Raw genomic sequence first — 13,999 nt, forward strand, 5'->3', positions numbered from 1 at the left:
GCGGCCGGTGGGGGCGGATCGGTAGCCCGGGGTCAGGTGAACAGCAGCCGCGCGCCGGCCGCCGCCGTCGCCACCAGCACGAAGGTGCTGAACACCGGGCCGGAGATGCGATGGGCCACGAGCCTGCCGAGCAGGAGTCCCGCGATCATCCCCGGGAGCAGCGCCAGCGAGACGTGCAGCGACCCGGGGGAGACGAGTCCCAGCCCCGCGCTGAACGGCAGCTTGGCCACGTTCACCGTGAGGAAGAACAGCGCGACCGTGCCCAGCAGCCCGGCGCGCGAGATCCCGGCCCGCAGCAGGTAGAGGCTCATGGGCGGGCCGCCGGCGTTCGCGATCATGGTCGAGACCCCGGCCGTGGCGCCGAGTGCGGCGCGGGCGAGCCGGTCGCAGGTGCGGGTACCGCCGGGTGCGGCGTCGCCGTCGGGCACCGGATCGGACGGGGGAGTGCCGGGCCGGGGCGGACGACGCCGCGCGCGGCGCGCGGCGAGTTGCCGGACCAGGTCGCCGAGCCCGGCGAGGAGGAGCAGCGCCCCGACGATCCGGGCGCTGACGTCGGGCGGGGCCCAGCGCAGGGCCGCGAAGCCGACGACGAGCCCGAACGCGACGCTGGGGAGCAGGGCCCGCAGGACGGGCCAGCGGACGTTCCGGCCGTAGGCGCTGACGGCGACCAGGTCGCCCACGATGAGCAGGGGCAGCGCGACCCCGGCGGCCTGGACCGGCGGGAGCACCGAGGCGATGAGCGCCGCGCCGAGGGCGCCCAGCGGCGGCAGCCCGGTCTTGGACAGGCCCATGAGGAGCGCGGCGATCGTGCCGCCGACGACGACGGTGAGCGTGAGGTCCAGTGCGGTGTCCATGACGGGCTGGACTCTACGGCGGAACGGCGACGGCCCGCCGTGGCCGCCCGCCTCGCGGAACCCTCGCCCACGGGTCAGACGTGCAGGTCACCCGAGGGGCCTGCACGTCTGACACGTCGGGATACCCGGGTCAGTGCGCTCCGGGCTCGGCCTTCTCGACGTCGCTCGACCTCTCGGCGTCGTCGGCCTTCTCGACGTCGTCGTTGCGGGTCGCGTGGAGGCTGGTGCAGGTGACGATCACGAGCACGCCGATGATCACGGCGAGCGAGGCAAGGGTCGGGATCTCCGGGACGCCGGCCCAGATGCCGTGGGCCCAGTGCAGCACCAGCTTGACGCCGATGAAGGCCAGGATCGTCGCGAGGCCGTAGCCGAGGTGCACCAGCTTGCTCAGGGCGCCCTGGAGCACGAAGTACAGGGCGCGCAGGCCGAGCAGGGCGAAGGCGTTCGTCGCGAACACCAGGTACGGGTCGCTGGTGATGCCGTAGACGGCGGGCACCGAGTCGACGGCGAAGACGACGTCGGCGGCGAAGATCGCGACGACCACGACCGCCAGGGGCGTGAGCATCCGCTTGCCGCCCTCGCGCACGGAGAGTGCGGGGCCGCGGTAGTCGTCGGTGACGGGCATGAAGCGGCGGATCACCTTGACCGACCGCAGCTCGGAGACGTCGATCGCGTGGTCGTCGCCCTTGACCTGGTCGCGGAGGATCTTGACCGCCGTGGCCAGCAGGATCGCGCCGAAGAGCAGGAAGGCCCAGCTCAGGTTGGCCAGGACGGCCGCGCCGAGGGCGATGAAGACGCCGCGGAGCACCAGCGCCCCGACGATGCCGAGCAGGAGCACGCGCTGCTGCAGGGCCTTGGGCACTGCGAACGCGCTGAGCAGCAGCATGAACACGAAGAGGTTGTCCACGGACAGCGACTTCTCGACGAGGTACCCGGTCAGGTACTGCACGCCGGTCGACGACCCGAAGGTGGCCCAGATCCAGCCGCCGAACACGAGCGGGAGGGCGATGTAGAAGGCGCTCCAGCCCAGGGCCTCGCGCATCGAGACCTCGTGGGGGCGCCGGGTGATGAGGAAGTCCACGACCACGAGGGCGAGGACGGCCACGATGGTGACGGCCCACATCGTGGGGGTGGCCACCGTGGTCAGGCCGGAGGCAGGGGCAGCAGAACTCGTCAGCGAGGCGAGCAAGGAGTCTCCAAAGATAGGTCGGCTCCGAGGTCTCCTTCGCCTTGCTGAGCAAGGCCGCCGCCCGAGGCACTGGTAGCAGCGCCGTAATGACCGGGACGGTGTTGGGAAGTACTCCCCCCGCGGCTGGGAGTCTACGGCATCGCCCCGGGAATGCACCCACCGAGTTCGTCGCGGTGTGCAGCCTCGTGCGGCCGCGGGCCGAAAAAACCTGGGGCGGCCGGGGCCGCCTTGCTACGGTCCTCGGCATGGGCACTCTGCTTCGCTAGTACGGGACACCGCGTCGAGCTTCTCCGCGGTGGGTCCTTCGCGCGCCCGACGACGACGTCGTCCCCGGCGCGAGGTCCCCGTACATCCTGCGTTCCTGGTGGAGCGCGTGTGCCGTGACCCGCGGGCATGACCGCCCGTGCGTCGCGGAGAGGAGTTCTCCCATGACCCGATCACTACCGACGCGACCTGGCACGCACGCTTCCGGCGGCACACCGCATCGCGTCTGCGCGCTGCGCGGCGCCGCCGTCCGCTACGCCGACCGCGCCGTGCTCGACGGCGTCGACCTCACCGTGGGCCCCGCCGACCGCGTCGCGGTGATCGGCGACAACGGCTCCGGCAAGTCGACCCTGCTGCGCGCCGTCGCGGGAACCGCCCCGCTCTCCGCGGGCGAGCGGCTCGTCGAGCTGCCGGGCGGGCTGGTGCTGGCCGAGCAGAAGCCCGAGTTTCCCGCGGGCTCGACCGTCGCCCAGGCGCTCGACCACCTGCTCGCCGACGTGCGCCGGATCGAGGCCGAGGTACAGGACGTCGCCGACCGCCTCGCCCGCGCGCAGGCCGTGGAGGAACCTCTGCTCCTGGAGCGGCTGTCGTCGGCGATGGAGCGCTTCGAGGCGCGGGACGGCTACCACCTGGACCAGCGGCTGGACGCGGCTCTCGACCAGCTGTCGCTCGGCGGGCTCGACCGCGGGCGCGCCGTCGCCTCGCTCTCGGGCGGCGAGCAGGCCCGGCTGGCGCTCGCGGCGGCGCTGTCCGCGGAGGCCGAGCTCCTGCTGCTCGACGAGCCGACCAACGACCTCGACGACTCCGGGATCGCCTGGCTGGAGGAGCAGCTCGCGCGGCACCGTGGTGCCCTGGTGGTCGTGACGCACGACCGGGCCTTCCTCGACCACTTCGCGACGGACGTCGTGGGCATCGAGGACGGCGCCCTGCGCCGGTACGGCAACGGTTATGCCGGCTACCTCGCGGCCCGTGCGGCCGAGCGGCGGCGGCTGCTCGACGAGCACGAGGCCTGGCGCCGGGACCTCGCCCGGAACGAGGCGCTCGTGACCGCCAACGCGTTCCGCCTCGACGCGATCCCGCGCAAGCAGGAGCAGGCCTCGTTCGGCCACGGCGCCTTCCGCGCACGGAGCAGGGGTCACGGGGCGACGAGCCGGATCCGACAGGCCAAGGAGCGGGTCGTGCGCCTGCAGGACCGCCCCGCTCCGAGGCCGGCGGAGCCGCTGCGCTTCGCGCCGCCTTTCACGTCCTCCGCTGTGGTGGTGGACGACGGCCTCGGGGCGGATCCGCCGTTGATCGCGGCCGACGCCGTGCGCCTGGGCGCTGACGGGGCCGGACCGCGGCTCGTGCTCGACGCGCTCGAGGTCCACGCGGGCGACCGCTGGCTGATCTCGGGGCCGAACGGCGCGGGCAAGACGACGCTGCTCCGGGTGCTCGCGGGCGAGCTCGTGCCGCAGGAGGGCAGGGTCTGGCACCGGCCGGAGCTCCAGGTGTCGTGGCTGCGTCAGGACCTCGCGACCGGGTCGAGAAGCACCCTGCTGGACGCCTTCGCCGGCGCGACGGATGCGTTCCGCGAGGACGCCGCCGAGGGACTGCTGGCGCTCGGGCTGTTCTCGCCGGGTGACCTGAGCATGATGGTGCCCGACCTGTCCGTCGGGCAGCGCCGGCGCTTCGAGGTCGCGGTCGCGGTGTCGGTACCCAGCGACGTACTGCTGCTGGACGAGCCGACGAACCACCTGGCCCCGGAGCTCGTCGAACAGCTGGAGGACGCCCTGCACGACTATCCCGGGGCCGTGGTCACCGTCACGCACGACCGGCGGTGGCGGGAGCGGGCGACGGCGGAGGGCCGGGTGCGGAGCCTCCGGGTGCATTCCGGGGGACGGGTGTCGTAGAGCGTCGGGAACGAAACAGACCGCCACCGGCATGTGCGCTGGTGGCGGCCTGTTTCGACTGTGCGCCTGAAGGTGTGCTGGTTCACGACATCGTTCATACCTGGGCGACAACATCACTCGCCCGTCGCAGCGGCAACTGTCAGATCCAAGCCTGCCGGACAGTCTTCCCCGAGATCCCGGACGCGGCGGTACGGCCAGCCCTCCGGACCGGCCCGCCCCACGAGCTCGCCGCACACGCAGGTCAGGCGCTCAGGAGCCGGACGGCTGGCGGATGACTCGGCCCTTTGGGGCTCTGCAGCCTTCCCCGGCCTGACCAGCACCAACAGCACTCCGGGCAAGGCTGCGGTCCGTGCCGTCACAAAGCAATGAGTCGGAACATCTATGAACGATGTCCCGACTCATCACACTGTGCGCCTGAAGGGATTCGAACCCCCGACCTTATGCTCCGGAGCATCCTGGATCGGTCCGAATCGTCGGAATCTAGCGGCTGCCGTGGCACGGTTCACCCGGAAAACTCGGGCTCGCGCGGCTCGTTTCGGCGCTCCGGTGGGGAGATTGGTGGGACATGTGTTGCTGGGCGTGTGCACGTGCGGGACTGACTGTTGAGAGCGATAGATGATCGAGTAACGCACCGGGCACGTGCGATCCTGCAGGCATGGATCAGGTCACTCAGGATGCCGCTCGGACCGCTCTTCTCGAGCTCTGTCGGAGCGGTTCGCCTGTCGTCCATAACGAGGACATCAACAAAATGCTCGCCATCGCTGCCCGGCGCTGGCGATCATTCGAGCGACGTAGCGCCAAGCGCTCAGGCGATCTCGGCGCAAGGGCTGAGGACCTTGCCAAGGGACTACGCGATCACTTCGAAATGCAGCCACAGCTCGTGGGACCACTCATGGAGGACTATCGGCACCTGGCCGGCGTTCTTGCAGCCGAGTTCTCCCGGGAGACCTGAGCCGCCGACCCGCTGCGAAGGCTCGGCGCCCCGGCATGGGTTCGCCGGCTTCCGGGTGCACGACCTGCGGGCGACGGCGGCGACCAACTACCTCGCAGCCGGCGTGCCGGTGAACGTCGTCCGGGACATCCTCGGGCACGAGGACATCAAGGTGACCAACCTCTATGCCCGGTCGCACGATGACGCGCTCACACGGGCCGCCGCGGCCATGGACAAGTACGCGGGCCGCTGACTTGTGGTGGGGAGATTGGTGGGGAACCGCTCCCGGCCCGGGACCGCGAAAGGGCCCCTCATCTGGCGTGATGCCTGGTGAGGGGCCCTTTTCCGGGTGGTGCGCCTGAAGGGATTCGAACCCCCGACCTTCTGCTCCGGAGGCAGACGCTCTATCCACTGAGCTACAGGCGCGTGACCGCTGTTCGGGGAGGCGGTGCTCTCCTAACGGCCGAAGCGAGACTACCAGGTGAGCGGCCCGGAGTGTGCATCGGGCGGTGTGACCCGCGCTGCCGCGTGCCCCCAGGGAGCATGCCACGTGAAACCTGGTGGCGGGCAGGAGAAGTGCGGATCGCCCGGCAACCTTCTCTCGCTCGCCTGCGTCTGTGTGCCGTGCATCTTCGAAGTGCTCGAGACCTGAGGCGTGCGGACGGGTACGCGGACGACGAACGAGGTGGTGGACATGGTGAGTGACGACGCGGGGGTCCTCGACGATCCCCGTGCCCGGGTGGTGACCACGGGCACAGCGGCGGAGCGGTTCACGACGTTCGCCAGGGAGCGGTCGCCGGAGCTGTCCCGCATCGCCTACCTGTTGTGCGGCGACACGCACCGGGCCGCCGACCTGGTGCAGCTCGCCCTGGAGCGGACGTACCGGGCCTGGGGCCGGGTGGGCGACGGCGAACCGTTCGCCTACGCCCGCCGGGTGATCGCCACGGCCCGGATCGACAGCTGGCGACGGACCCGGCGCGACGTCCTGGTGGCCCCGGCCGATCTGCGCCCCGGCCCCGCGTCGGACGGCACGCAGCACGTCGTCGACCGCGACGCGCTGGTGCGGGCGCTCCGGCAGCTCCCCGCAGGACAACGCCGTGTCGTCGTCCTGCGCTACCTGCTGGACCGGACGGAGAAGCAGACGGCGGACGACCTCGGGATCTCCGTCGGAGCCGTGAAGTCGGGCGCGTCCCGCGGTCTCGACCGCCTGCGAGCGGTCCTCGGCACGGACCAGTCGGCGGCCGCTCAGGTCGTCGAACGGAACACCTCGCGAAAGGAGGCGCAGTGATGAAGGAGCAGAGCGACAGCCTGGTGACCCTGATCCACGACGCGGCGGGCCAGGTCGGGCCCGTGGCCGGGATCGACGGCGAGATGATGGCTCGGCGAGCGATCCGGCACGAGCGCACCCGGCGTGGGGTGATCGGCGGCGCCGTGGCGCTCGCCGTCGCGGCGGTCGTGACCGTCGGCGGCCTGGTCGCGACGGGCAGGCAGGCGCTGCCGGCCGGCTGGCCCTTCGGGGACGGGTGGCACGACGTGTCCGGGGGCGGGCTGCTGCTGTCGGTGCCCTCCGACTGGGAGGCGTACGACCAGGGCGAGGGTTACCCCTCCTGGGGTTCGGACGAGCAGGACGGGGCGTTCGATCCCGCGGAGGTGACGTCCGCGGTGACGGTCGTGCCGCTCGCCGAGGGCGACTCGCCCTCCGAGTCCGATGGCGACATGGTCGAGACCGACGTGCCGGGTGCGGTGTCGGCGCGGTACCTCATGGTGGACGAGGGCTGGAGCGGCGGCCCGGAGGGAGTGCTTGACGTCGAGCTGGAGTCCGGCCGGACCGTCCAGGTGCTCGTGGTGCTGCCGGACGCGCCCGATTCGGCGCAGATGTTCGAGCGGCTGATCGACGGCGTCCGGGTCGATCCCGACGCGACCGAGGACGACCTGGACATAGAGGGTCTGGTGCTCGACGTCATCGAGGAGCACCCCGCGGACTGGGCGGTCCAGGAGCACCAGGGCCTGAGCTTCGCGGTCCCGGGCGACTGGGTGGAGGACGACCTGTCCGCCACCCGGGAGGACAACTGGCCGACCGTGTCGGTGGACGACGCCGACGGGGAGCTGCGACTGCAGGTGACCACGTCCGGGGTCTCATCTGTCCCGGACGAGGAGTTCGGCTACGCGTACGGTCTCGAACTGCCCCCGGGCGCCGACCGCGCGGGCGCGGAGCTGGACCCGCAGGACGGGACGCTCCACGCCTTCATCGAGGTCCGCCGGGCCGGGGGACGTACCTACTCGATCGACGTGTACGTCCCGGAGGGCGCGGACGGTGACCAGGTCGTGAGCACGATCGCCGGCAGCCTGGAGTTCACGCCGGAGGCGGACGACCTGCCCGCCTACGAGGACCTGATCGACGCCCAGGCGCTCGTGGACGCCGCGCCGGCGGTCCCGCAGGACTGGGTGGTCGTGTCGGATCTGCCGGACCTGCGTCTGCGGGTGCCCGCGGACTGGGTCGGCATGGGCGAGGGCGGCGAGCTCGTGCGCGAGGCCCCGGGCGACGACTACGAGGGCGTGGGAGCCTCGATCCAGGAGGCCGGGATCCTCGGCAACGGCGACATCCCGGTCGGCGGGTACCGGCTCGACGTCCCGGGAGCGGAGCGCGCGACCGTCCGGATGACCGACTACACCGCGTACGGGGAGGACGAGGCCGCGGCGTTCAACGCCCGGGCCGAGGTGGAGCTCCCCGACGGCAGGTTCGTGCAGCTCACCTACGACGGACCGCCGGACTCCGGCGAGCGCTTCTGGCAGATGCTCGGCACCCTCGAGGTGGGCACGGACTGACGGTCGCGCCGGACGGCGGTGGCGCATCCCGGTGTGGGGTGCGCCACCGCCGTCCGGCGCCTGTGGACAACCGGGGCGGGGCACGCGGCCCGGCCGATAGAATCGATCCGTGACCCCCACCGAGCTCTCCGAAGCGCTGAGCGCTGCCCTTGCCGCGGCCGTCGCCGACGGCACACTCGCCCTGCCCGCCGACGCCGTCCCGGCCTCGGTCCACGTGGAGCGACCCAGGCAGCGAGAGCACGGGGACTGGGCCACGAACGTCGCCCTCCAGCTCGCGAAGAAGGCGGGCACGACGCCGCGGGCGCTCGCGGAGGACCTGGCGGCACGCCTCGGCGCGACCCCGGGCATCAAGTCCGTCGGCGTCGCCGGCCCGGGCTTCCTCAACATCACGCTCGACGCCGCCGCGGCGGGCGAGCTCGCGCGCACCATCGTCGAGGCCGGCGCGTCGTACGGCCGGGGCGAGGCCCTGACCGGCCAGGTGATCAACCTGGAGTTCATCAGCGCCAACCCGACCGGCCCCCTGCACATCGGGCACACCCGGTGGGCCGCGCTGGGCGACTCGCTGGGGCGCATCCTGCGCGCCGCAGGCGCCGACGTGACCGCCGAGTACTACATCAACGACGCGGGCGCCCAGATGGACCGCTTCGGGGAGTCCGTCCTGGCGCGTGCCACCGACGGCGAGGTGCCCGAGGGCGGCTACCGCGGCGAGTACGTCAAGGAGCTCGCGGCCAAGGTGCTCGCGGACCGCCCGGACCTGCCGGAGCTGCCGCACGACGAGGCCGTCGCGGTGGCCCGCGAGTCCGGGTACGCGCACCAGCTCGCCGAGATCCGCGAGGTGCTGGAGAGCTTCGGCGTGCACTTCGACGTCTGGTTCTCGGAGCGCGACCTGCACAGCTCAGGCGCCGTCGAGAAGGCCGTGGCACGCCTGCGCGAGCAGGGTCACGTCTTCGACCAGGAGGGCGCGGTCTGGCTGCGCACCACCGACTTCACCGACGACAAGGACCGCGTGATGGTCCGGGCGAACGGCGAGCCCACCTACTTCGCGTCGGACGCCGCGTACTACCTGTCCAAGAAGGACCGCGGGTTCCCGGGCAAGATCTACCTGCTCGGCGCCGACCACCACGGGTACGTCAACCGCCTCAAGGCCATCGCGGCCTGCGCCGGGGACGACCCGGAGACGAACATCGAGGTGCTGATCGGCCAGCTCGTCAACGTCGGCGGCGCCAAGCTGTCCAAGCGCGCCGGCAACATCATCGAGCTGCGCGACCTCGTCGACTGGATCGGCAAGGACGCCGTGCGCTACTCGCTCGCGCGCTACCCCGCGGACACGCCGCTGGAGCTGCAGGGCGAGGACATGCTCAAGCAGACCAACGACAACCCCGTCTTCTACGTCCAGTACGCGCACAGCCGTACCGTGCAGATCGGCGCGAAGGCCGTGGAGCGCGGCGTGCGCCGCGCGGACGGGTTCGACCCGGCGCAGCTCTCGCACGCCTCGGAGGCGGCACTGATCGGCCGCCTCACCGAGTTCCCGCGGATCGTGGCGCAGGCCGCCGAGCTGCGCGAGCCGCACCGCGTGGCCCGCTACCTGGAGGCCCTCGCCGGCGACTTCCACTCCTGGTACAACGACGACGAGAAGCTGCGCGTCACGCCGTACCCGGACGAGGAGGTCACGGACGCCCACCGGGCCCGGCTCTGGCTGAACGACGCCGTCCGCACGGTCCTGGCCAACGGCCTCGACCTGCTGGGCGTGAGCGCTCCGGAGCGGATGTGACCGGCGCGCCCTGGTCCACCGGCGTCGGCCGGCTGCCGGACGGCGCGCTGGCCGTCGCCGGCGTGGACGTCCGCGACCTCGCCGCCGAGCACGGCACGCCCGCCTACGTGCTGGACGAGGCCGACTTCCGCATGCGCGCCCGCGCCTACCGCACGGCGTTCGAGGCCGCGTTCGGCGCGGTCGGCGCCGGGGTGGACGTGTACTACGCCGGCAAGGCGCTGCTCACCGTGGCCGTCGCGCGCTGGGCGCGCGAGGAGGGGTTGCGCGTCGACACCGCCTCCAGCGGCGAGCTCGCCGTCGCGCTGCGGGCCGAGGTGCCCGGGGCCGAGATCGGCCTGCACGGCAACAACAAGTCCGACGCCGAGATCCTGCGCGCCCTGGACGCCGGGATCGGCCGCATCATCGTGGACTCGCTGGTCGAGATCGAGCGGGTCGCGCGCCTCGCGGGCGAGCGCGGGGTTGTGGCGCCGGTGATGGTCCGCGTGACCACGGGCGTGCACGCCGGCGGCCACGAGTACATCGCGACGGCCCACGAGGACCAGAAGTTCGGGCTGTCGGTCAACGCCGCGGGCGGGGCGGAGAGCCCCGCGATGACCGCGCTGCTGGAGGTGCTCAAGCACCCCGAGCTCAAGCTGCTCGGCATCCACTCCCACATCGGCTCGCAGATCCTGGACCCGGACGGCTTCGAGGCGGCCGCCCGCGTGGTGCTGCGCCTCCGTTCCGACCTGGCCGAGCGGTCCGGCGTGCTCGTCGACGAGGTCGACCTCGGCGGCGGGTACGGCATCGCCTACCTGCCCGGCGACGTCGCCCTCGACCCGGAGCGCGTCGCCAAGGACATCGCGCAGTCGGTGGCCGGGGTGTGCCAGGAGCTGGGCACGGGGCTGCCGCGGTTCTCGATCGAGCCCGGCCGGGCGATCGTCGGCCCGGCGGGCCTCACGCTGTACACGGTCGGCACGGTCAAGCCCGTCACGGTCTCGGCCGACGACGGCGCGGACTTCGCGCGCACCTACGTGTCCGTCGACGGCGGCATGAGCGACAACATCCGCCCGGCCCTGTACGGCGCTGCGTACCACGCCGAGGTCGTGGGCCGGACGTCGACGGCGGAGACCGTGCTGGCGCGCGTGGTCGGCAAGCACTGCGAGTCCGGCGACATCGTGGTGCACGAGGTGCGCCTCCCCGCCGACGTGCGTGCGGGCGACCTGCTCGCCGTCGCCGCGACCGGCGCCTACGGGCGGTCGATGGCGTCGAACTACAACATGCTGCCCCGCCCGCCCGTGGTCGCGGTGACCGGCGGAGCCTCCCGGGTGCTGGTGCGCCGCGAGACCGAGGACGACCTGCTGGGCCTCGACCAGGGCTGACGTGTCCGGGTTCCGGCCGCCGCGCGGCCGGAACCCGGGTCAGACGCCCTGGGCGTCGTCCACGTGGCACCCCTCGGCGGAGTCCTCGTAGTCGTCGATGTGGCCGTTGATCTGCTCGTTCAGCTCCTCGAGCTGCACGGACAGCGCGTCGATCTCGGTGGCGATGGTCTCCGCCGCCGCGATGTTGCCCGCGTTGACCGCGGCCATGAAGTCGTTCAGACCTTCCAGGTAGACGACGGTCTTGTCGTCGATCTTGGCCGAGACCTCGAGCATGGCGTCCGCGTCGTCGATCGCGCCGATGCAGGCGGTCGCCGTGGTCTCGGCCCGCTCCTTGGCGATCTCCAGGTCGTCGATGGTCGCGCGGGCCTCGGCGAGGGTCTGTTCCGCGCTCGCCAGGTCCGACGAGAGCGTCGACGCACGCGACTGCCAGTCGTTCGTCGAGACCACGCCGAGCGCACCCCACACCACGGCCGCGATCAGCAGCACCACCAGCACGAGGGTGACGGCGTGGTTCTTGACGAACGCCACGACGCCTCCGAACGCCTGCCCCGGAGCCGGAGCCGGAGCCGGAGCCGGAGCCGCGGGCCCGGTCGCGTCGTCCGCGAGCGGTGCCGTGCTCTCGGCGGTCAGCACCTGGCCGGCTGCCTGCTCCGTTCCGTCGGTCGCGCCCGGGTCGTTCGTGGCCGGGTCGTTCGTGACCGGCCCGCCCGCCGTCGTGCTGCCGTTCGAGGCGTCGGAGACGGAGCCGTTTGATGCGCCCGGAGCCGGAAGGGGCTCGGCGGACGGGTTCAGTTCTGGAGCGCGGGTCGCGCTCTCGTCGTCGGACATGGGCGCACCGTATCCGGCAAAAAGGGCGAAAAGGCGACCTACCCGGGCCAGAGGTGAAAGATCACCCGGCCTGGTTCGTGGCCCCGCTCGTGCTGCCGCCTCCGAGCAGGCCGCCGACGACGCCGCCGACCACGCCCTCGACCGTGTCGCCGACCAGTCCGACCGTGCCGCCGACCACGTCCTCGACGAGGCCCGTGCCGGTGGGGGAGTCCGGGTCCTCCTGCGCGGGCGGTTCGGTCGGTGTGGGCTCGGCCGGGGCCGGCGGCTCGGGAGTCGTCGGCGTGCTGCCGCCCGGCTCCGTCGACGAGCCGCCGCCGGAACCCCCGGTCCCGCCGGATCCGCCGTCCTGCCCGCCGCTCGCGCCGGAGCCGGAGCCCGAACCGTCCTCGCCGGACGCCGGCCGCTTCGTCGCCGCGGCCTCCTCCGCGGGCCGGGAGCCCGGGTCCGCCGGATCGGTCCGGGACCCCGCGGGCGACCCCCACGTGTCGACGTCGGCCGGGTCGATGGCGCGGTTCGGGACGGAGCCCGCCGCGAAGAACTCGAAGTGCCACGGCTCGGGCTTGGCGCCGTCGAGCCGGGCCCAGGACGGGTTGTCCCAGCCGTAGTCGGGCGCGTGCAGGCGCAGCCACACGTACTCGGGGGAGCTGCCCCCGGCGACGGGGTCGCCCAGGTCGATTGCGAGGCCCCAGCCGTGGTTCGACGTGCCGGGGATGGCCGCAAGGTGCGGCTTGGTGCCCTTGACCGCCACCTGCAGGTCGTACGAGCGGTACGAGTCGGTCAGGGGGATCGGGTAGCCGAACTCGTCCTCGAAGCGGGCACTGAGCGCGGTCAGCCGCTCGGCCGCGTCGCAGCGCAGCAGGTGGCCGGGCGCGAAGGGCAGCGCGCAGAGCACGTCCGCGGGGATGCGGCCGTTCGCGTACCCCGCGGTGGAGTCGCCGTAGGCCGCCACGGTCTCCAGCAGGTTCCGGCGCAGCGACGTGCCGGCGTCCGGCAGCGTGTCCATCAGCGCGGTGGGCGACGACGGGTCGAGCATGTTCGCGAGCCGCATCGCGGCGACGGCCACCTCGTCGAACGTCACGTAGCCCGGCCCCTCCGCGGGGACGGCGCGCTGAGGCGGGAAGGACTCTGACGGGCCCCACTCCGGGGCCCTGGTCTGCCGGAGCGTGCTGGTGACGGTGCGCGACACCTGTTCGGCGCGCACGACCTCGGCCGCGGGGGCCGCCGTGCGTGCCTCACCCGCCGTCGGGGCCGACTCGACTCTGAGCGGCCGGTCGGCCGCGGCCAGGGCGAGCTGCTGCGCCTGGTAGGTCGTGTAGAGCATGCCGAGCTCCGCGGCGGCCTGGGCGATGCCGGGGCTGGGATCCGAGCTCTGCCGCAGGGTCAGCTCGGCGCGGTCCAGCACGGCGAGGACCTGGCTCACGGTGACGCCGTCCGCCACGGCGGACGGCGCGGGACGGGCGTGCCGGACGGCGCCGAGCCGCGCCGTCGTCTGCCCCGGGCCCGACGCCGCAGGCATCGTCGCCACGCCCGCCGTCGGCGTGCCGAGCAGCCCGGCGCCCGCCGGCGGGACGCTCGCGGACGCGCTGACCAGGACGCTTCCGGTCACCGCCAGGGCGACGACACCGGTCCAGGCGCTGCGCCCGTGGCGGCTCAGGGGCGCGCGGCGGCGGTCGTCGCGTCGGCGGAATGCCGCTCCTGGCGGGGACGACCGCGGCCCGGACGTCCCCGGCTCGGACATCCCGGGCTCGGCAGCACCAGCACGCCCGCCCCCGCCCGACGTCCGGTCCGCCGGCTGTGCACCGCTCGGCTGTTCGCTCACTGGTCAACGCCCCCTTGCGTATGACATCGGCGCCGGCGAACCTCGGTCCGCCCCGCCGACCGGTCGGTGCAGCGGTGCCGTCGAGCGCCCGCTGCCGTCCGTCGAAGAACGCCCAGGGTAGCGCTACTGACGGCGCATGCAACAACCGGGATGTCGTGCTTGTCGGAGTCGCCTCGCCGCGGCACCCGACTCGACACCCCGAGCGGCACCCCGGCGAGAGAGCCCGACGCCGCGCCGGTCTCACCCCAGGGGTGGTGGGGCGCCGAGAGA

The 13,999-nt window shown here is 72.9% G+C and carries 11 protein-coding genes and 1 tRNA gene; 7 read left to right on the plus strand and 5 right to left on the minus strand.

Annotation, left to right across the window (positions count from 1 at the left end):
- Positions 1-32: 32 nt before the first annotated feature.
- A complete protein-coding gene (locus ACZ7LE_RS06085; RefSeq protein ID WP_470402412.1) occupies positions 33-854 on the minus strand; it encodes a TSUP family transporter in 822 nt (273 codons plus the stop codon).
- A 130-nt stretch (positions 855-984) separates the two neighbouring features.
- Positions 985-1,977: a TerC/Alx family metal homeostasis membrane protein gene (locus tag ACZ7LE_RS06090; RefSeq protein ID WP_470403282.1), complete on the minus strand. Its 993-nt coding sequence runs from the start codon at positions 1,975-1,977 to the stop codon at positions 985-987.
- Between the two features lie 494 nt (positions 1,978-2,471).
- Between ACZ7LE_RS06090 and ACZ7LE_RS06095 the strand changes: the two genes are divergently transcribed.
- From ACZ7LE_RS06095 to ACZ7LE_RS06105, 3 genes are all read left to right on the plus strand, one after another.
- Positions 2,472-4,196: an ABC-F family ATP-binding cassette domain-containing protein gene (locus tag ACZ7LE_RS06095; RefSeq protein ID WP_470402413.1), complete on the plus strand. Its 1,725-nt coding sequence runs from the start codon at positions 2,472-2,474 to the stop codon at positions 4,194-4,196.
- Positions 4,197-4,851: 655 nt separating this feature from the next.
- Positions 4,852-5,148: a hypothetical protein gene (locus ACZ7LE_RS06100; protein ID WP_470402414.1), complete on the plus strand. Its 297-nt coding sequence runs from the start codon at positions 4,852-4,854 to the stop codon at positions 5,146-5,148.
- Between the two features lie 55 nt (positions 5,149-5,203).
- On the plus strand, positions 5,204-5,380 hold the full coding sequence (locus ACZ7LE_RS06105; protein ID WP_470402415.1) for a tyrosine-type recombinase/integrase: 177 nt from the start codon (positions 5,204-5,206) through the stop codon (positions 5,378-5,380).
- 97 nt (positions 5,381-5,477) lie between these two features.
- Here ACZ7LE_RS06105 and ACZ7LE_RS06110 read toward each other — a convergent pair.
- Positions 5,478-5,553, minus strand: a tRNA-Arg gene (locus ACZ7LE_RS06110).
- A 268-nt stretch (positions 5,554-5,821) separates the two neighbouring features.
- On the opposite strand from ACZ7LE_RS06110, the gene ACZ7LE_RS06115 reads away from it, so the two are divergent.
- From ACZ7LE_RS06115 to lysA, 4 genes are all read left to right on the plus strand, one after another.
- Complete coding sequence (locus ACZ7LE_RS06115; protein WP_470402416.1) at positions 5,822-6,415, plus strand: SigE family RNA polymerase sigma factor; 594 nt, start codon at positions 5,822-5,824, stop codon at positions 6,413-6,415.
- Positions 6,415-7,953, plus strand: coding sequence for a hypothetical protein (locus ACZ7LE_RS06120; protein WP_470402417.1), 1,539 nt, complete (start codon positions 6,415-6,417; stop codon positions 7,951-7,953). Before ACZ7LE_RS06115 ends, ACZ7LE_RS06120 begins: the two co-directional genes overlap by 1 nt.
- 109 nt (positions 7,954-8,062) lie before the next feature.
- On the plus strand, positions 8,063-9,724 hold the full coding sequence (gene argS / locus ACZ7LE_RS06125) for an arginine--tRNA ligase (protein WP_470402418.1): 1,662 nt from the start codon (positions 8,063-8,065) through the stop codon (positions 9,722-9,724).
- The gene (gene lysA / locus ACZ7LE_RS06130) at positions 9,721-11,082 is read left to right on the plus strand and encodes a diaminopimelate decarboxylase (RefSeq protein WP_470402419.1); all 1,362 of its coding nucleotides are present in this window, start codon (positions 9,721-9,723) and stop codon (positions 11,080-11,082) included. The genes argS and lysA overlap by 4 nt, the downstream gene beginning before the upstream one ends.
- A 39-nt stretch (positions 11,083-11,121) precedes the next feature.
- Here lysA and ACZ7LE_RS06135 read toward each other — a convergent pair whose 3' ends face one another.
- Positions 11,122-11,910 carry a hypothetical protein gene (locus tag ACZ7LE_RS06135; protein WP_470402420.1) on the minus strand — a complete coding sequence of 263 codons (789 nt, stop codon included), beginning with the start codon at positions 11,908-11,910 and terminating at the stop codon, positions 11,122-11,124.
- Between the two features lie 61 nt (positions 11,911-11,971).
- The gene (locus ACZ7LE_RS06140) at positions 11,972-13,729 is read right to left on the minus strand and encodes a M15 family metallopeptidase (RefSeq protein WP_470402421.1); all 1,758 of its coding nucleotides are present in this window, start codon (positions 13,727-13,729) and stop codon (positions 11,972-11,974) included.
- Between the last annotated feature and the right edge of the window lie 270 nt (positions 13,730-13,999).

The organism is Promicromonospora sp. NPDC110617 (assembly GCF_055598465.1).